This is a genomic window from Nostoc cf. commune SO-36, from assembly GCF_023734775.1.
Taxonomy (GTDB): Bacteria; Cyanobacteriota; Cyanobacteriia; order Cyanobacteriales; family Nostocaceae; genus Nostoc; species Nostoc commune_A.
On sequence record NZ_AP025732.1, the window covers coordinates 5,069,066 to 5,087,286 of the forward strand.

Here is an 18,221-nt window from a genome sequence, read left to right on the forward strand (position 1 = left end):
AAGCTGAAGCCCCTGCCGAATGGTAGAAAAAGCTTGACTGTTTAGAAGGAGTATATCTAGCGAAGACTATGAACCATTTCTTAATAAACTAATTAATTAGGTTTTTCTTATGCCCGTGTGCCTATTGTTGACGTCGTGCAGCTGCTAAAATTAAGCGTTGTTCAGCACGAGCGATCGCTTGATATGTTCGCTCCACTGCTTCCGGTTCCACGGAAATGGAAGTTATACCCCATTCCACTAACTTATCGATGATTTCTGGATAGAGGGCTGGTGCTTGACCGCAGATTGAACAAGGGATACCGGCACTTTTAGCCATTTGGATCAGTTGAGCGATCGCACTCATAACTGCCGGATGACGTTCATTAAATACTTTTGCTAGCTGTCCTTGTTCTCGATCCACTCCTAGCAATAACTGGGTCAGGTCATTTGTACCAATAGAAATTCCGGCTGCACCTGCTTTGACATATTCTGGTAGTAAAAACAGGACGCTTGGCACTTCTGCCATCATCCACAATTGAAACTGCGCTACCTCAGTTAAAAGAGCTTGCTCAACTTTGCGACGGCAAAAAACAAATTCTTCCACAGTCCGCACAAAAGGCAATAGTAGGTTGACATTGGTATAGCCAGCTTGCTGAACACTCGCCAAAGCTTGCAGTTCTAATTCAAATACTGCGGGATTTCGTAAATAGCTAAAAGTGCCACGTTCACCTAACATCGACTGGAGCGAAGATTGTAAATTATCACTCAATGATGGTAAATCGGGCGATCGCCAATCTAAAGAACGATAAAAAACTGGTTTTGGTGCAAATGCACGGGCAAATTGCATAATCTCGTCAGACCATAGCTCTAACAATTCTGCCTGACGCCCGCCTAAAATCCAACTATTAGGATGTTGCCCCGACAATATATTTAATACCATCAATTCTGAGCGCAATAATCCCACCCCATCCACAGGTAAGCTTTGCACTTGTTCTATTAAAGTAGACTGACTCAAGTTAAGCAGCAGTTGTGTAGCAATCATAGGTAAATGAGACGTAACAGCAGGATGAGGCGCTTTCGGGTTGGGGCGATGAGGGGAAAAAAGATTTTCTTCTTTCCCTCTTTCCATCTCCTCCTGTGAGTCTCCTTTGATCTGATAAACTTCTCCTCTGTCGCCATCAAGCAGCAGTCGTTCGCCAGTTTGGATTAAAGTTGTGGCAGATGTGGCGTTTACTACTGCTGTGATACTTAATTCTCTAGCTAGAATTGCCGCGTGGCTAGTTAATCCCCCATGTTCTGTAACAATACCAGCAACTTGTTGCAATAATGGCAACCAATCAGGTGTAATTGTTGGTACTACTAAAATCACTCCCTTCGGTAGTTGTTCGGGTTTATGTTGCGGATTAACAATTACCAAGGCATTGGCTACCACGCGTCCCCCTGCTGCTCCTAGTCCCCTAATAAAGTGTGTGTGGGAAATTGATTGGGAAGGACTAACCTGTGTAATGTAGAGCTTGCTAGATGTCGTTTGTTGAGCGATAGTCCACTTAACGGTAAAGGTTTTACCTAGTTCACTCACCAGTTGAGTTCCTAGAGCAATTATTTGTTGTAAGTATTCTTCTTTTAAAGCGTACTGTTTTTGTTGGGCTTCCTGAAGTAGATAGGTAATCAGACAAGTGTGGTCTGTTGTAAGTACTAAGTTCGGCACGGGTTGCGAAAAAGCTGCATCATCAACACCATAAGCCAGCATTTTATTGCCCAACTGTTGCTCAAGCACAGCCCCAGTTTCGGGTTCAATGTAGTAGATATCTGGTTGTACTTCGCCCAGAGCGATCGCAATTCCTAATCCCCAAGTAGCTTCAATTTCCCACCGAGAGGAGTTGGCTGTGAGCAAGCCACTGGCGATCGCATTTTCAACAGGTTGCACCAAAACTGCGAGATTTATTTGTTGGAGATTAATACCTGAGTGCTGCCAATATAATAGACTTCTGGCTCGAAATATCTGGCTCCAGGTACGCTTTAGAGCCAATGCGATCGCCTCTGGTTCGCACTGGCAAAACACCGACTCCAGCAACCCAGATGTATTCTTCATGCCTGGGTTAGCAGTTGATACTGCCAAAGTAGGCCGAAGAATCAAACAGCCAGTTTGCAATTCTCTAGCTGCTTGGAAAATTGTATCTATCCACTGTTGTGGCACAGTCGCAGTCAGAATTTCTTGGCGCAAGCGACTAGCCACCTGCTGAAGTTGCCGCCAATTAGTGACATCCAGGTGTAACGAAGAATGGGGTAAGTCAGCCACTAATGACTCTGAACTATTGAGATTTTCCAGAAATTGTCGCAAAATCTCTGCCGAAACGACAAAACCAGGTATCACTGGATAGTCACGCTGGATAATTTTGCTCAAGTAAAACGCTTTGTCACCTACTTTGGCGCGGTCTTGTAGTTTAATTTGGTCTAGCCAGTAGATATCCACTCAATTTGTTAGTTGTCAGTTGTCTATTTGTAGCCACAGCTATGGAAATCAAATTTTTGCCTTCATTTGCCTCCCTTCCCTAAAACCGGGAGTTTAGTTCTTTATCGAGATTGTACATGGCGGTATCATATTTAATTATTAAGTGTATGGGTTAAATTTAGCAATTTTAGGTATAATTTTATAGTTTAGTAGTTTTGAGTAGTTAAAAATCTATTCTATTTAATAAACAATGAGGTAATTTTCACATCTGAATTGCTACGAATTCAGAAGATGATTAATGAGCTATTCAAGTTAATATCGAACTTTATACTCCTCACTTACTTATACACCAGACTAAGCATTGTTAAACACTTACTACCTTGCAACTAATGATTGGCTGAACATAAGCTTCCGGCTATGCATTGCATTGATTATTGGAGCAATTATCGGCTTAGACCGCCAAATTAGGAACAAACCAGCCGGTTTAAGAACTCATATGCTGGTGAGTTTCGGTTCAGCCATGTTTATTTTGATAATTATGCAAACAGAAGAACTGCAAGATAGTTCTGATGCACTGAGCCGCGTGATTCAGGGAGTTGCAACTGGTGTAGGATTTCTCGGTGCTGGAGAAATTGTGCGCCAATCTCCTCAAGAATCACAGCGATTTGAAATTCATGGACTCACATCAGCAGCAGCCATTTGGGTTTCGGCTGCATTGGGAATTGCTGCTGGCTGTGGTTTATGGCAGTTAGCATTAATCAGTTCTGTGCTGACTCTTGTAATTCTCAACGTTTTTAAAAGGTTTGAATAATATCAAAATAATTCATAATTGATAATCACTGTTGGATTATTTCTCCTGCTTTCACAAAAAGAATTTGGGAGGACTTCAACCATTGCGAATCAAAAGAACCCAAGTGAGTGGTAGTAATTAGGGTTTGAAAGCGGTCTTGAATGGCATCAAGCAATTGATTTTGGCGGGATAAATCTAGTTCGGCGAGAACATCATCAAGTAATAGCAATGGTGGCTCTTCGACCACTTCTTCAATTAACTGTAATTCTGCTAATTTTAAGGCTAGAACTAGCGTTCGTTGTTGACCTTGAGAACCGTATTGACGAGCGGGTGTCTGGTTGATGGTTAACTCAACTTCATCACGATGTGGCCCGACAAGGGTAGTGCCTTGGTGCATTTCAGCGATCGCTCGTAGCTGAATTTTTGCTAAAAAAGCTTGCTGCACTTCCTCTGGACGGCTATCTTCTAAAGGAATATTCGGCACGTATTTGATTTGCAGAACTTCTGTACTGCCGCTAATACTGGCGTGCCAAGCACTAGCAATAGGAGCTAATCTTTGGATAGCGCGATCGCGGCGTCTAATGACTCTGGTTCCTGTAGTAGCTAACTGTGCATCCCACACCGCCAGTTCTGAGTGTAACGAGGTTGCATCTAACATCTCTACATGGCTTTTTAAAAAGGCATTGCGCTGGCGTAAAACATGGTTATACTGCTGCAAAATGTGAGCATAAACTGGTTCGAGTTGGATTAAGAGTGTATCTAACCAGTTGCGGCGACCTTCCGGGCCGCCGCGTACTAGTTCTAAATCAAGGCTGGAAAATTGGACTGCATTGAGAACGCCGAGAAAATCCATTTGACGGCGGATAGATTCACCATTGAGAGCAACGCTACGACGACCATTGCGGCGCAGCGTTAAAGTCAGGTCACTAATGCCTGTTTGTCGCTCAAGGGTGGCATTAATTTGGGCTATAGCTTCCCCTTCTTGAACCAAATCGCGATCGCGGGTCATTCGGTGCGATCGCAATGTCGCCAGCAACTCTACCGCCTCCAACAAGTTCGACTTTCCCTGAGCATTATTACCTACCAAAATTGTTTTGGCAGCAGTAAACTCAACCTTTTGGTCTTGATAATTACGAAATTGTCGGAGGTTTAGAGTTTTAAGATACATAGGGAACAGAAGGAAAGGAGAACGCTACAAAGGTTAGACACGGTTATAGAAGTAAAATTGTAGAAGTTCAACACAAGGAAAATGACTGACACATCTGAATACTTCCCTAACCGAATAGACCGTATTGAACAAATAATCTTGGGGTTGGCTGAAAGACAAACTAGTACACAACAACAATTAGATAATTTAACTATTAGACAAGCTAACACTCAGGCACAACTGGATGAACTAAGCAAGGATTTGAGAGAGCTTACCAGTAACGTTGACCGTGTTCTGGGTAGTAGTGCGATTTTAGACGATGTGTTACTTGAGTTACGTGATAGCCATGAAGAACATCAGCGTAATTTTGAAGAAAATCAGCGCACTACAAATGCTGCATTACAAAGTCTTGAGTCTATCTTGTTGCAGTTGATTAGAAATAATTCTTGAAATGCGATCGTTGGAGTTAACCACCGCATCTTAAAGACTACTGGTCTGTCCCATGAATTTTGCGGGGCTGCTAGATCCCCGACAACTTCCGCGAAGTCGGGGATCTGAACACCACTAACCTCTCAAAACTTTTGGGACAGAACACTACTCTAATAATAGAAATGGTTCGTCCTGTATTTAAAGCTTGCCGGAAAGTTTGCGTAGCCACAAGTATGCTCCGAAGTTCGGCGTTGCTGGGCATTGCAACGCCTCAATCTCCATCATTTCTGCTCTTACACAGCTTTTTTGCCCATAATCCGCAGAAATATTTTCTCCGCTTCAATCCACACGAACATTAAGGCACTGAAGCCAATACAAACTCCCAATTCTTGCATATTCAGGTAGTGAGTACCAAAGAAATCTCGCAGGGGTGGGACGTAAACTAGCATCAACTGCAAAATCGTCGTGACGACAACAGCCGCTAATACAAAGACATTCGAGAAGGGATTCATCTCAATGGCCAGTCGGTTGTTAGAGCGAATGGCGATCGCATGACCCATTTGGGCAATACACAAGGTAGTGAATACCATTGTCTTCCAAGCTTCGGGATTGCCTTGATACTCAGGGGCATGGGTATGTTGATAAGCCCACCACATCAAGGCAATGCTGATAATGGCAAAAATGATCCCAATGCGAATCATGTAAGAACCCAATCCCCTGGCAAAAATACTTTCGCGGGGGCTAAAAGGGGGACGTTGCATTACATCTGGTTCTGGAGGTTCCACAGCTAATGCCAAAGCTGGCAAACCGTCTGTCACCAAATTCATCCACAGAATTTGTAAAGGGGTAAGGGGAACGCCTCCCAAACCAATTAAGGGCGCGGCTGCAATGGTGAGAACTTCACCGATGTTACTGCCCAGGATGTATTTAATAAAGCGGCGAATATTGGTGTAAACAACTCTACCTTCCTTGGTGGCGCTGACAATAGTAGCGAAGTTGTCATCAAGTAACACCATGTCGCTGGCTTCTTTACTGACATCAGTGCCAGTAATCCCCATTGCAATCCCGATGTCAGCTTGTTTGAGGGCTGGGGCATCGTTGACACCATCGCCTGTCATTGCCACAAATCGACCCCGGCGTTGCAGTGCTTGGACAATTCGCAGTTTGTGTTCTGGGGAAACTCTGGCATAGATGCTCACCAGATCAACGTTTTGCTCTAATTCTTGGTCACTCATCCGTTGCAATTCTTGACCTGTGAGGACACGATCGCCTTCTTGGGCAATTCCCAAATCAGTAGCGATCGCTCGTGCTGTTAATTGGTGGTCGCCTGTAATCATCACTGGGCGAATTCCGGCTTCTCGGCATTCTTGCACGGCTGCCCTTACTTCTGGGCGTGGCGCATCCAGCATTCCCACTAATCCCAGCCACACTAAACCTTGCTCAGATGCTTCATCTGAACCTTCTGGTGGAATCTCTAACAAAGGTTTGTAGCCAAAACCTAGCACCCGTAAACCTTTACTCGCCATTTTGTCATTTTCTGCCAAAATTTGCTGGCGTTGGGCTTCGGTTATAGTACCCGTATCATTACCCAAATGAATCTGAGTGCAACGTGCCAAGATTAACTCTGGAGAACCTTTGGTAAACATTAAGTAAGGTTCTGATTGGAGAAAACCTGCGATCGCCGGGTCAATACCTCTCGAAGATGCTTCACCTGTGGCGATTCCTTCAACCTGAGAAATTACGCTCATCCGCTTGCGTTCCGAGGAAAAGGGGAACTCGGCAACGCGAGGTAACTTACTGTTCCACTGGTCTTTTTCGATTCCGGCTTTTCCCGCCAGTGTGAGTAATGCCCCCTCTGTCGGATCTCCCAAAATTGCCCATTCACCTTGTTCTTTTTGCAATACTGAATCATTACAAACAGCAGAGGCTACTGATAAAGCGGAAATTTCTGGAGATTCCTCTAGGGAAATTTTTTGATCGTTTAACTGAAAGTCCCCTGTGGGAGCATAACCTTGGCCGGTAACACGAAAGGTTTTGTTGTTTGTGAAAACCGATTGCACGACCATTTTATTTTGCGTCAGCGTGCCGGTTTTATCAGAACAGATGGTGGTTACAGAACCCAACGTTTCCACTGCGGGTAATTTGCGAATCAAGGCATTTTGGCGCACCATTCGCTGGGTTCCCAGTGCCAAGGTTACGGTAATTACAGCAGGTAAACCTTCTGGTACTACAGCAACCGCCATACTCAAGGAAACTTCCAAGAGTTCTTGAATATTTTTAAAACCTCCGTCCTTGATGACACCGCCAACGACAACAATCGCCACGAGAATTAAAGAACCCGTAACCAGGACATTACCCAGTTGAGTCATCCGCTGCTGTAAGGGCGTTGGTTTAGTTTCCACCGCATCCAACATAGTGGCAATTTTGCCTAGTTCTGTTGTCATGCCGGTGTTTGTCACCAGAACCTTCGCCCGTCCTTGGATGACTTCGGTTCCTTGGAATACCAGATTGATGCGATCGCCTAAATCGGTTTCTTCTGGCAATTTTAATGTTGCCTGTTTATTTACAGATTGCGCTTCACCCGTCATTGCCGACTCACGCACTTGTAAATTCGACTGTTCGATCAAGCGTCCATCTGCCGCTATCTGCATCCCAGCTTCCAGCAGCATTACATCCCCTGGAACTAGCTCCTTAGCTGCTATCTCCACCAGTCTGGTGTCGCGGATCACCCGCACTAAAGGAGAGGTCATTTTTTTCAAAGCTGTCAAGGCTTTTTCGGCGCGGCTTTCTTGGACGTAGCCGAGTATGCCATTGAGGATGACAATTGCTAAAATCGCGATCGTATCTTTAAATGGCACTTCACCGGGCTTCAAAGTGCCCGTCCGCCAACCCCATAGGTCTATTAAGCCAGAAATCAGAGCGACGCCAATCAGCATCAACAACATAATGTTCTTGAACTGATCCAGCAGAATTTCCCAAGTACTACGGCCAGCCGTTTCTTCAAGTTCGTTGGGGCCGTATTTTTGTAATCTCTGTTCAATTTCTTGGGATGTTAAGCCACTGTCTGCATTACTATCAAGCAGGTCTAGCGCTTTATCAACTTCTAAACTATGCCAAACGGCGGCAGCTTCAGGCAGAGAATTAGCAGACATCGTGTAGGTCACAGCAAATGGTTACAAAACTCGATCATAATTTAGTGATGGCAAGAATTCCATCTTCTAAAGTTACATTAAGGCGATCGCCCAGTTGCACTCCTTCTATCTGTAATTCTTAACATTTGTAAATTCTTCCTCTTTTGACATAGTATTATTTCTCACGAAAGAGTTTTTCGGAAGATATTCTACCGATAATTGTAAGTAATAAAGCTTTGAAGCTTTGTTAAAGACCTGATGCCACGATTAATTTTAGGCTGCCATTGCGTTCCTTTTCATTTAGCCAATAGCTAGGATGCATGGTACGATTGCATTTCTTCTCTACGAGACGCTACGCGAACATTTTGAATTTTGCCCAAAGTTGAGCCAGTCGCTTGCGTATTTACCCGCTCAAGTGAACTAGGTAGCCAGTAGGGTTTCCCGACCTAGCAAACTTTTTAAGCTGAATTTTGAATATTGAATTGTCCAGGCGTGCTAAACCATTGAATAAATATGCTTAATATGAGTTTTACACTCCCCACGATCGCAAGCCAGATGTTTGGGCAAAAAACAATTCGACCGCTTACTGCTGCTACCCTGTGTGGCATTACTTTCATTAAAGATAGACTGATTGCCATTGACAGTATTAAAGGGCATCTACTGGAGATTGATCCCACCTCTGACAACAGCAAAATTCTCAATGCCCATCAAGTAAAAGAATTTACTGATGTCACTGGTCTAGCTGCATGGGATGATACCCTGTGGGTGAGCCGAGAAAATAGTGTTTACTTGTGCAAGCTCGATGCTTTGGGTTTAGAACATTTTGTAACATTGCCTTATCAGGCTGACGGTGTTGCTGTTTGGGAAACAACAGTTTATGTTAGCTGCCAAAGGCTAGGCTACATTCTGGTTTATGACCGGGAAACGCGAAAAGAAATTACCAGATTTTATGCCCCTGGAGTTGGGATAGAGAATTTGGCAGTTAGTCAAGAAATGCTGTGGATTTGCGATCGCACTGAACAATCAGTTTATGCGATGGATAGAGCCACCGGAGAACTTCAATTCAGCGTTCTGACACCCTTTGAGTGTCCTACAGGCATAGCGATCCATAAAAATGACGAAACAGGCAAAGAAAGTATTTATGTCGCCTACGCCTCAGAGGAGCCTTATATCCGGGACAATCCCAACGCTGATCCGAGTCATGAGCTAACATTCCGCGATCGCACTTTTATTCATCCTCTGTATTATCATTACCAGCCAGATAAGCGCTACGCCCTCTCTAATGGCTATCTCATCGAAATGTCTTATGCTGAGGAAATTGCTCCCTTAGACGAGGTTTATTTACCTGATGTGGAATGGCGCATTGCCCTACCATCGGAAACTGAGCGTCAAAAGGTGAAACACGTTGAACACATTGGTATGCCCTTTACCGAAGAAGTGATAGGGGGACAACGTGTAGCAGTCTTTAAATTTGATTCTCTTGCCCCAGGCGAACGGCATATATTTGGCTGGAAAGCACTTTTGGAAGTTCGAGGCATTAAATATCGCATCACACCCAGAGATGTCGAAGACGTTCCTAAACTGTCGCCAGAATTACAAACACGCTACTTAGTGGATGACGACGATTTAGCAATGGATACTCCCATTGTTCGCCGTGCCGCCAGAGAAGCGATTGGTTCTGAAACCAATGTGCTGCGGAAAATGCACAGCATCCGTAACTATGTCTACGATCAGTTATCCTACGGTATTAAACCTTACATTGACACGCCAGATATAGTTTTAGAACGGGGCGTTGGTTCCTGTGGCGAATATGTCGGCGTTTTACTTGCCTTATCTCGTTTAAATGGCATCCCCTGCCGCACAGTAGGTAGGTATAAATGTCCTCCCCATAGTGACTTACTAGGAGTGCCGCTACAACCCGATTTTAATCATGTTTGGCTGGAGTTCTACGTCCCGAATTTTGGCTGGTTGCCAATGGAATCAAATCCCGATGATGTGAGTGAAGGTGGCCCTTATCCGACGCGCTTTTTTATGGGCTTATGCTGGAATCACATTGAAATTGGCAAAGGTATCACCTTTGAAACTGTGACTAGCCAAGGTGTGCGGTTAACTAAAGAAGATATCCCCATCGGTGATTTGGCGATTAATCATATCCGGTTCACAATTCTTAAAGAATTACCGCCTTTTTGAATTAGGGCATTAGGGAAAGGCGCTGAGAAAGTTCTCCCTTGCTCCCATTGGCGTTAACTTAAGCAAAACCCTTTTCAAACCTCGTTTCCAGCATCTGACTGGGAACGAGATAAAAATCTTCACCAATGAAGAAATTTGAAGATAACTTTTTATTTTGAGAGATGATTTAAATTAACATTAGCTCTTAAACTTGGCAGGGGATACGATTGATGCTGCTTAAAATCGGCAAATTCACAGATTGAGTTAAATGGGCAAAAACGGCAGTGAGAGCCAGGATTAGGAGGGAAAATTTTACTGAAATTACTAGTTTCTTGTTGATATTTTTGTAAATCGTGCTGGTGCTTGTGAGCAACATTAGCTAACTCAAATTTTAAGGATTCTAATTCACTATTATTGATGCTAATTAACTCAGACTTTTTACATATTTCTAAATTATAAAATGATGCAACAGCTTCTCGTCCAGGGTAAAGATAACGAGCAGCTAACAAGTAAACTAATGCCTGTCGTCGGTCAAAAGCTGATTTACCAGTTTTGAAATCCAAAATATGTAAAGTGCTATCAGACTCAATAAAAACACAGTCCATAGCCGCGTATAAGCGAAAGCAATAATCTTCTTGTTCAACTACTATCGGTTTGGGAAAGCCTTCATCACCCGGAGTTAATTGGATAATATCTTTATCCAAAAGCAACGGCGCATCGTGATATTTTTTCAGAATTTGCAGCACGCGTTGCTGGACTTGCTCGCTTGAGTTGCCTAACTTAAGCAGCTGTGCAACTCTTTCTACACCATCGGCTTGCTTCAACAGATACCTGTGATGATGAAACTCATAAATGCCTTTTTGGGCGAGTATGCCAATTCGCTGGGGCGCAGTGGCTTGCCCTAAAAGCGCTTTAATTTGTGGTTCATGTTGCCGCGCTTTGATAAACCCCCGTCTCATCTGGCAATGCCAGCGTTCTTGCCCGGTCGCTGGGGCAACTAGAGACCAAAGGTGATAACTGGCAAAAGGTCGATCGGGGGTTGACATTGCTCAGAAACAGTGAGAGAAAATACGGTGGGTAGAAGTTTAAGCTAAGGCTTTTTTAGCAAAGAACTTCGGTGAATACTTGCTGCTACACACGCTTTGCGGGAAGCTTTAATAGTACTGATAATGTACGGGAGCAAGTGGCAAAGATGTCCAGCAAGATAAAGTTTGGTACTGATGGATGGCGAGGGATTATTGCCGATGACTTTACTTTTCCCAATGTGCGGAAAGTAACAAGGGCAATCGCCACTTACTTGGAAACAGCCTACACAAAAAATAGACCAGTACTTATTGCCTACGATACTCGCTTTTTAGCTGACCAGTTTGCCCAAACAGCAGCCCAAGTATTGGCAGACTTGGGTTGGACTGTGAAAATTACCGATCGGGATTGCCCCACACCAGTAATTGCCTACAACGCTCGCCACCTAAATTCGGCAGGAGCGTTGATGTTTACTGCTAGCCATAATCCAGCACCCTACTGTGGAATTAAATATATACCCGATTATGCTGGGCCTGCCACTCCAGAGATTACTGATACTATTGTGGCAAATATAGAAAGTGCATCGGATGAGTTGCCTGGGAACAACCCATCAGGTTCAATTTCAATTTTCGATCCGAAACCTGATTACCTACAATTTATTTACACCTTACTTGATGTAGAAAAAATTAAAAGCGCTAATTTAAAGGTAAAGTACGATGCTTTGTATTCTACCTCTCGCGGCTATTTAGATGAAGTTTTGCTACATAGTGGCGTTCAGTTAGAAAGTTTTCACGATTGGAGGGATGTTTTATTTGGGGGTGGAATGCCAGAACCCAAAGGAGAAGAATTAATTGAATTAGTGGAAGCAGTAATTCGGGATCAAGCTGATTTGGGTTTGGCAACGGATGGAGATAGCGATCGCTTTGGTATCGTTGATGAACAAGGAACTGTCCTCAGTCCGAATTACTGTGCTGTTAGTTTTAGCAAGTCATTTAATTAAAAATAAAGGTAAAACTGGCGCGATAGTCCGCACTGTGGCTACAACCCACTTGCTGGATAATTTCGCTGCTAAAAATGGGCTGCAAATTTATGAAACACCAGTAGGTTTTAAATATATCGGCGAAAAAATGCGGGAAACTGCCGTATTAATTGGTGGAGAAGAATCAGGTGGTTTGAGTATTATTGGGCATATTCCCGAAAAAGACGGGGTATTAGCCGATATGCTGGTGGCAGAAGCGATCGCTTATGAAGGTAAACCGCTAAGTCAGATGGTTAAGGAAGCGATCGCCCAAGCCGATGGCCCACTTTACAACAACCGCCTAGACTTGCACCTCACAGAGGCGCACAAAACCGCCGTCATCGACTCCTTTACTAACAATCCACCGACAGAGGTAGCAGGAATTAAAGTCAAGGAAGTCGGGCGTAAAGACGGTATTAAGCTTTATTTAGAAGAAGGTAGCTGGGTTTTACTGCGTCCTTCCGGTACAGAACCACTGGTTGCGCGTCTACCTCGTAAACCAACACTCCCGAAAAACTCACCCAAATCGCCCAAGAGTTAAAAAGTGTCATTGCTAAACTAGAAGCAGTTGCAGTTTAATCTATCAGAATTAAGAATTAAAAATTAAGACTTATTAATTAAGAGTTAAGAATTGTTAATTTACAACTCTTGACTCCTAATTTTTAATTTCGAGCAAAATATAACTCCTAACTTCTAAGTCCTCACTTCAATCCAAGAATGAAAACTTTGGCTCCTTTTTTGACATCTCTAGTTATAGCGGTTTGGGTAATCGCGATCGCAGTTATTTCAGTCCAAAATGCCACGCCCGTATCGTTAAAATTCTTAACATTCCAATCGATTCAGATACCAATGGGTTTAGTGCTGGCATTTAGTGCCGTTGTCGGGTTAATTGGCATGGCACTGCTGCAACCTCTGTGGGGACTTGCTGGTATTGGGCAGCGTAATTCTCGATTAGAAGAGGATGCCGAATTTTTTGTTGATGATGAAGACTTTTGAGGTTTGAATAGCTGTGCAGTATCAAAACATTATTACAAAGCGATATTTGATAAGTTTATTTGTGGCTTTGATCGCAATTGCAATGAATTGCGATCGCCGAAACGATAAAAGCTCAATCACACGATTGGCGATCGCTATATTACCAGTATGAGCAAGAAGTTTATCCGCAGCAATGATAAGCTAAAACAAATCAGTAGAAGTCTCAGGACTAATGATAAGTCAAGTAAAATTTGGTACTCTTAACTCGGAATCACTGTAATTACATTTGTTACCGAGATGAGTCGTCCAACAGCCCGCTCCTACGCTTTCTTATCGATTGCAGCGGCAATCGTCACTATTGGCATAAAATTTAGCGCTTACCAGCTAACCGGGTCAGTAGGTTTGCTTTCAGATGCTATTGAGTCAATTGTAAATCTCGTAGCAGCATTGGTCGCTCTATGGGCATTGACCTATGCTGAGAAACCAGCCGATGCCGAACACGCCTTTGGGCATTCTAAAGCCGAATACTTCTCTAGTGGTACAGAAGGTGCGTTGATTATAGTGGCAGCCATTAGCATTGCTGTTGAAGCTTGGGGACGCTTGTTGCATCCAGAACCATTAACACAGCTTGGATTAGGGTTAGCACTCTCACTACTTGCAACTGCAATCAATGGCGTTGTTGCCTTTATCTTGCTAGGGGCAGGGCGACGGTTGCGTTCCATTACACTGAGGGCTGATGCTCACCACCTGTTTACCGATGTGGTGACTTCGGGTGGTGTGATAGTGGGAATCTTACTCGTCAAGCTAACAGGCGCTCTCGTACTTGATCCAATTATTGCACTGATAGTAGCAGCAAATATTACTTGGACAGGATTTCGTTTGCTGCGCGAAACCAGTAGCGCGTTACTGGATGCAGCTTTGCCTAAAAAAGAAATTGACGAAATCAAGAGCATCCTTAACGAGTATAAACGTCATGATATCCAGTTTCATGCCTTGCGAACCCGCACTGCTGGAACCCGCCGCTTTGTTTCCTTTCATGTTCTTGTGCCTGGATCTTGGACAGTGCAACAAGGGCATGATTTGTGTGAAGCAATTGAGCTTGCTATTCTTCGGGTGCTGCCTTTAACCAACGTTACAACTCACCTGGAACCTGTAGAAGATCCAGTTTCTTGGCAAGATTTGGAGTTGGAGCGTTCGAGCAATCAGTAAACGGGATGGCCGAAACGATCAAAGCTCAATCATCCGATTAGCGATCGCTAATTTCCAAACTCAAGCAAGTTGGTTAACTTGCGATCGCTTCCAGGGGGCGATTATATCAAGTTTGGGTGATTAGTTATAATAAAATTTATCAATATTATCAATATAGGTTGGGTTCTAGCTTAGTTCCCCGCAGGGGTACGGCAGTGAAACCCAACATTAACAACGATCAAGTATTGCCAGCCTAGAAGCTGGAAACCCATTCTGGGAAGCTCCGCCTCCTCTTTCTTGACATTAAAACAGGGCATTTTTAAACAAGTTGAATGTCTAGATTAGCTTGAAAACCAACAGACTTATTTTCAACAATGGCGAATCTAGATTCTTGGAAGAACAAAGAACCACTTAGGGAATCATAACTGAACTCACTGATTGAAATAGCGCCAAACCCTGCTTGAGAAACCTGGATTTTGTCACCTTCAACAGCTTTGAAGTCTTTAATAATGTCAACACCCTCTAATACGTTGGTAAAAACAAATTTATCTGCACCTACTCCACCCGTGAGAGTATCGTTACCATTTCCACCAGAGAGTATGTCATTGCCACCTTTGCCAGAAAGCGTATCGTCACCACCATTACCAAATAACAGATTATTTTGCCCATCTCCAACAAGGGTGTCACCTTGATTTGTACCTTTGATATTATCAAAGTTAATAAATGTGAAATTAGCTGTGTTTCCACCAGGCAGATTATTTACTACGAAACTTTGAGTTTCTAAGTTGGCGTTGACTGAGAGATTAGATAAAAATGAAAAAGGTATTGAAGGAGCAGTTGAGGCGTCTATAGTATTATTTACAGCATTAGCATCAACAACAAGCTTTTCAATATTGCCAAGGTTATCTGTACCTAGTCCACCACCTTTTCTAAGAGTTCCATCAATGAATATGGTAGAACTTTGACCCAATTTCCTGTAATCAGCCGTATCAATACCATCTCCACCATTTAAAGTATCGTTGCCTGCACTGCCTCTAATAATGTCATTGCCGCCACTGCCAGATAATTGATTATCCTGAGCGTTACCAGTAATTGCGTCATTTTGATTTGTACCAATTAAATTTACAAAATTCTTCACCGTGACTACTATTGGTGGTGAACCGACAACTTTGATTTCTAATATTTCTTTAGATAAATCAGCTACTATTGATACATTGGTGCTATCAGAAGTACCATCAATACTGTTAGCCTGTCCCGTAGCACCAATCACACCTTCAAAGAAATCTTTAAACGTATCAGTTCCAATTGCACCTTTTTGGATAACCACTGGCTGGACTATTACAGGTTGTTCTAAGTCACTGTAATCAATGATATCGTTACCATTTCCACCGGTAATGGTATCATTACCACCACTGGCGATAAATGTGTCATTTTCATCAGTTCCGACTAAAATGTCGTCTCCATCACTGCCTATAATTAGTGCCATAATCTTGCTTTACTTGCTTGTAAGTAACTGCTGTATAGTAGCGTTATAGTGACCTGTTATCAATAAAGAAAGATGAAGCTGAGTGCGTAAAAACGTAGCGTTTTCAATGCAGGGGAACGCATTGGCATTGCATTGAGATGCATTAATCAATGCAAGCCGACGCATTCATTGCCATTGCAGGGTATTGCCAAATTTAATTCGCTACGAATTAAGGAAATTCTGTACTAAGAAGCTGTTGACTGCAATTTTTCTAATCGTGCTAGTACTTCTGAACTGTGAATAGTGGGGTTGACTTTGACAAAAGTCTCGCGCAAGACACCTTGAGGATCGATGATAAAACTGTGGCGCATCGATAAAAGCGAGCCATGAACCATAAGCTTTACTCACTGAACCATCAGTGTCAGCTAACAGAGGGAATTTTAGCCCCTCTGAATCACAAAATTGAGCGTGGGAATCAATATCATCAGCACTAACGCCAATAATCTGGGCGTTTTTTTCGAGGTATTGGGGTAAGTCTTGCTGAAAACGACGAGCTTCTATAGTACAACCAGAGGTGAAGTCTTTAGGATAAAAGTATAAGACTAGCCATTTACCGCGCAAGTCAGAGAGAGAAATTTTGCCATCACCTGTGTTAGTTGGCAAAGTAAACTCTGGTGCGGGTTGATTAATTGTAGGAAGCTTGCCACCCATAGCATCAGCAGCAGGAATAAAATTCAGCCAGCTGATGAGAGAAATACAGCTGGCAAATAATATGCTTAAAAAAGTGCGGCGGGAAATCATCATGCAAACCAGAATCACAACTTTACACAAGTTTACAATTCTTGGTTGCGAAAAATCTCACTCTAAATAAGATTCGGGTGGGGTATCTGCGCTTTCGATGTATTGGCTATCTAAGAGAAAGGCTCCTCTAGCAAAGCGAATACCCCAATATCCCCCAGGTCTGCGGTCAATGACTATACCTTCTTCACCAATCTGAATTACATTAGGTGGGCGCAGCATGGGCATAGGTTCAGCAGTTTTGACATAAGCTGGTAGCGCCACAACACGAACTTTACTACCAATTGCGAATTCTTTGGACATTTTAATCAAGCTAGGAGTTTTGAATTAACTCATAACTCATAACCAGCTTGAAAGTCTACTAAATTGGTCATGGGGCATGGGCGTTGGTATAAATAGGGAAAGGGAAAGGGGATGAAGTTTTTCCCCTTTCCGCATCTTCTGCAAGAAGTCTATGTAATTTTTAACTATGGTTTACAATCCTTGGACATTAGTTAAGGGAACTCCAAAAAATAAATTATTCGACTTAAAGTCGTTCACTGTTGACTGAAAACTCATGAAGCGTCAACGGTCAACAGTGAACAATAGCAATGGAATATTTTTTTACTTGGAAGTCCCTAAGTTAACTATTTTTTGAAAAGTTATTACCCGGATTTCTCACCACACCTCTTAAAGCCTGTGCAAGTGCCGGGGAGAAGTAATAAGTAATAAGTAATAAGTAATGAGTAAGAAGTAAGAAGTTTTTACTCATTACTCATTACTCATTACTTCTCTTCTGCTCCATCAAACGCCTTGAGCTTGTGAGAAATGCGGGATTATTGGGGGTTGCCTTGCTGACGGCGTGAAGGAGCATTTTGACGTAATTGCTCTAATTTTTGCCGTTGTTCTGGAGTGAAGACTGCTTGAATCTGTTGTTTTTCAGACTCGCGGATTTGTCGCATTTGGGTTTTCTGTGCTTCAGTCAGATTTAAGTCAGCAAAACCACCCTTTCCTCGACGTTGACCGGGTTGCCTTTGACCTTGACCTGCTTGCCGTTGAGCCTGACGTGCTTGCTTTGCCGCCTCTAATTTTGCCTTTTGTTCTGGGGTCAAAACTGCTTCAAATTTGGTGCGACTATCGCGGCGAATTGTCTGAATTTGAGTTTTTTGGGCATCTGTTAGATTTAAGTCTTTCCAAGGGCCTTTTTGTCTTTGTGGAGTTTGTGCCAGTAACACGGGTGAAGGAGAGGCTGTTTGGGCGTGAACAGCAAAGGAAGTTGCACTTAAAGTTAGAGAGATCGCTCCAGCGACTAGCGATAATGCTTTGAGTTTCATTATTTGTTTTTGTAGGTTTTCCTGGTTGGATGTCACCATCATAAGAATTTATCTTTAGTAGTTACATGAGGAGAAAGTCATGGTTTTACCCATGACTAAAGTCATGATTGAATTTTGACAAACATGATTGACAATAAATAGTTAGGAGGTAGAAGTTAGGAAGCACGAAAATTTTGATTATGATTAATTTATAAGCCAGTACTTAGCTTATTACTTAACGGTATTATTCTTGTAACGTACTTTTAATTTTTCACACAGCGAAAAATTGAAGTGGCAGAAGCTGTTACTCAAATATTCGGAATTTCTATCTAACGTATAACAAATTATAAATGGAGCAATACGAC

Annotated in this window: 13 protein-coding genes and 2 pseudogenes; 7 read left to right on the forward strand and 8 right to left on the reverse strand. The window is 42.9% G+C overall.

What is annotated here, in order from left to right:
• Window positions 1–121 precede the first annotated feature (121 nt).
• Window positions 122–2,452 (reverse strand): putative PEP-binding protein, encoded by a 2,331-nt coding sequence (locus tag ANSO36C_RS22970; RefSeq protein ID WP_251956386.1) that lies wholly within the window; start codon window positions 2,450–2,452, stop codon window positions 122–124.
• A 340-nt stretch (window positions 2,453–2,792) separates the two neighbouring features.
• Here ANSO36C_RS22970 and ANSO36C_RS22975 point away from each other — a divergent pair, with 340 nt between their 5' ends.
• Window positions 2,793–3,242: an MgtC/SapB family protein gene (locus tag ANSO36C_RS22975; RefSeq protein WP_251956387.1), complete on the forward strand. Its 450-nt coding sequence runs from the start codon at window positions 2,793–2,795 to the stop codon at window positions 3,240–3,242.
• A gap of 25 nt (window positions 3,243–3,267) precedes the next feature.
• On the opposite strand, the gene recF is transcribed toward ANSO36C_RS22975, so the two are convergent.
• Entirely contained in the window at window positions 3,268–4,389 is a 1,122-nt protein-coding gene (gene recF / locus ANSO36C_RS22980; protein ID WP_251956388.1) for a DNA replication/repair protein RecF, read from the reverse strand.
• A gap of 81 nt (window positions 4,390–4,470) precedes the next feature.
• Here recF and ANSO36C_RS22985 point away from each other — a divergent pair, with 81 nt between their 5' ends.
• On the forward strand, window positions 4,471–4,818 hold the full coding sequence (locus ANSO36C_RS22985) for a hypothetical protein (RefSeq protein ID WP_251956389.1): 348 nt from the start codon (window positions 4,471–4,473) through the stop codon (window positions 4,816–4,818).
• Window positions 4,819–5,090: 272 nt separating this feature from the next.
• Here the strand turns inward: ANSO36C_RS22985 and ANSO36C_RS22990 are convergent, their stop codons facing one another.
• A complete protein-coding gene (locus ANSO36C_RS22990) occupies window positions 5,091–7,949 on the reverse strand; it encodes a cation-translocating P-type ATPase (protein WP_251960420.1) in 2,859 nt (952 codons plus the stop codon).
• A gap of 492 nt (window positions 7,950–8,441) precedes the next feature.
• On the opposite strand from ANSO36C_RS22990, the gene ANSO36C_RS22995 reads away from it, so the two are divergent.
• The gene (locus ANSO36C_RS22995; protein WP_251956390.1) at window positions 8,442–10,118 is read left to right on the forward strand and encodes a transglutaminase-like domain-containing protein; all 1,677 of its coding nucleotides are present in this window, start codon (window positions 8,442–8,444) and stop codon (window positions 10,116–10,118) included.
• A gap of 149 nt (window positions 10,119–10,267) precedes the next feature.
• Here ANSO36C_RS22995 and ANSO36C_RS23000 read toward each other — a convergent pair whose 3' ends face one another.
• On the reverse strand, window positions 10,268–11,143 hold the full coding sequence (locus ANSO36C_RS23000) for a PD-(D/E)XK nuclease family protein (protein ID WP_251956391.1): 876 nt from the start codon (window positions 11,141–11,143) through the stop codon (window positions 10,268–10,270).
• A 146-nt stretch (window positions 11,144–11,289) separates the two neighbouring features.
• On the opposite strand from ANSO36C_RS23000, the pseudogene ANSO36C_RS23005 reads away from it, so the two are divergent.
• The 4 genes and pseudogenes from ANSO36C_RS23005 (at window position 11,290) to ANSO36C_RS23020 (ending at window position 14,322) form a co-directional block, all read left to right on the forward strand.
• Window positions 11,290–12,717 (forward strand): annotated as a pseudogene (locus ANSO36C_RS23005) (phosphoglucomutase/phosphomannomutase family protein).
• A gap of 138 nt (window positions 12,718–12,855) precedes the next feature.
• Window positions 12,856–13,134, forward strand: coding sequence for a LapA family protein (locus ANSO36C_RS23010; RefSeq protein ID WP_251956392.1), 279 nt, complete (start codon window positions 12,856–12,858; stop codon window positions 13,132–13,134).
• A gap of 13 nt (window positions 13,135–13,147) precedes the next feature.
• Entirely contained in the window at window positions 13,148–13,285 is a 138-nt protein-coding gene (locus ANSO36C_RS23015; RefSeq protein ID WP_251956393.1) for a hypothetical protein, read from the forward strand.
• Between the two features lie 125 nt (window positions 13,286–13,410).
• Window positions 13,411–14,322: a cation diffusion facilitator family transporter gene (locus ANSO36C_RS23020; RefSeq protein ID WP_251956394.1), complete on the forward strand. Its 912-nt coding sequence runs from the start codon at window positions 13,411–13,413 to the stop codon at window positions 14,320–14,322.
• A gap of 298 nt (window positions 14,323–14,620) precedes the next feature.
• On the opposite strand, the gene ANSO36C_RS23025 is transcribed toward ANSO36C_RS23020, so the two are convergent.
• The 4 genes and pseudogenes from ANSO36C_RS23025 to ANSO36C_RS23040 all read right to left on the reverse strand — a co-directional run bounded on the left by ANSO36C_RS23025 (window position 14,621) and on the right by ANSO36C_RS23040 (window position 17,877).
• Complete coding sequence (locus tag ANSO36C_RS23025; protein ID WP_251956395.1) at window positions 14,621–15,787, reverse strand: calcium-binding protein; 1,167 nt, start codon at window positions 15,785–15,787, stop codon at window positions 14,621–14,623.
• Between the two features lie 224 nt (window positions 15,788–16,011).
• Window positions 16,012–16,567, reverse strand: a pseudogene (locus tag ANSO36C_RS23030) (peroxiredoxin).
• A gap of 57 nt (window positions 16,568–16,624) precedes the next feature.
• The gene (gene sipA / locus ANSO36C_RS23035; protein WP_251956396.1) at window positions 16,625–16,867 is read right to left on the reverse strand and encodes a regulatory protein SipA; all 243 of its coding nucleotides are present in this window, start codon (window positions 16,865–16,867) and stop codon (window positions 16,625–16,627) included.
• A gap of 512 nt (window positions 16,868–17,379) precedes the next feature.
• A complete protein-coding gene (locus ANSO36C_RS23040; protein ID WP_251960421.1) occupies window positions 17,380–17,877 on the reverse strand; it encodes a Spy/CpxP family protein refolding chaperone in 498 nt (165 codons plus the stop codon).
• Window positions 17,878–18,221 lie beyond the last annotated feature (344 nt).

Coding starts and splice junctions, on each gene's coding strand:
- recF (WP_251956388.1), bottom strand. CDS start 4,389: ATGTATCTTAAAACTCTAAACCTCCGACAATTTCGTAATTATCAAGAC.
- ANSO36C_RS22985 (WP_251956389.1), top strand. CDS start 4,471: ATGACTGACACATCTGAATACTTCCCTAACCGAATAGACCGTATTGAA.
- ANSO36C_RS22990 (WP_251960420.1), bottom strand. CDS start 7,949: ATGTCTGCTAATTCTCTGCCTGAAGCTGCCGCCGTTTGGCATAGTTTA.
- ANSO36C_RS22995 (WP_251956390.1), top strand. CDS start 8,442: ATGCTTAATATGAGTTTTACACTCCCCACGATCGCAAGCCAGATGTTT.
- ANSO36C_RS23000 (WP_251956391.1), bottom strand. CDS start 11,143: ATGTCAACCCCCGATCGACCTTTTGCCAGTTATCACCTTTGGTCTCTA.
- ANSO36C_RS23010 (WP_251956392.1), top strand. CDS start 12,856: ATGAAAACTTTGGCTCCTTTTTTGACATCTCTAGTTATAGCGGTTTGG.
- ANSO36C_RS23020 (WP_251956394.1), top strand. CDS start 13,411: ATGAGTCGTCCAACAGCCCGCTCCTACGCTTTCTTATCGATTGCAGCG.
- ANSO36C_RS23025 (WP_251956395.1), bottom strand. CDS start 15,787: ATGGCACTAATTATAGGCAGTGATGGAGACGACATTTTAGTCGGAACT.
- sipA (WP_251956396.1), bottom strand. CDS start 16,867: ATGTCCAAAGAATTCGCAATTGGTAGTAAAGTTCGTGTTGTGGCGCTA.
- ANSO36C_RS23040 (WP_251960421.1), bottom strand. CDS start 17,877: ATGAAACTCAAAGCATTATCGCTAGTCGCTGGAGCGATCTCTCTAACT.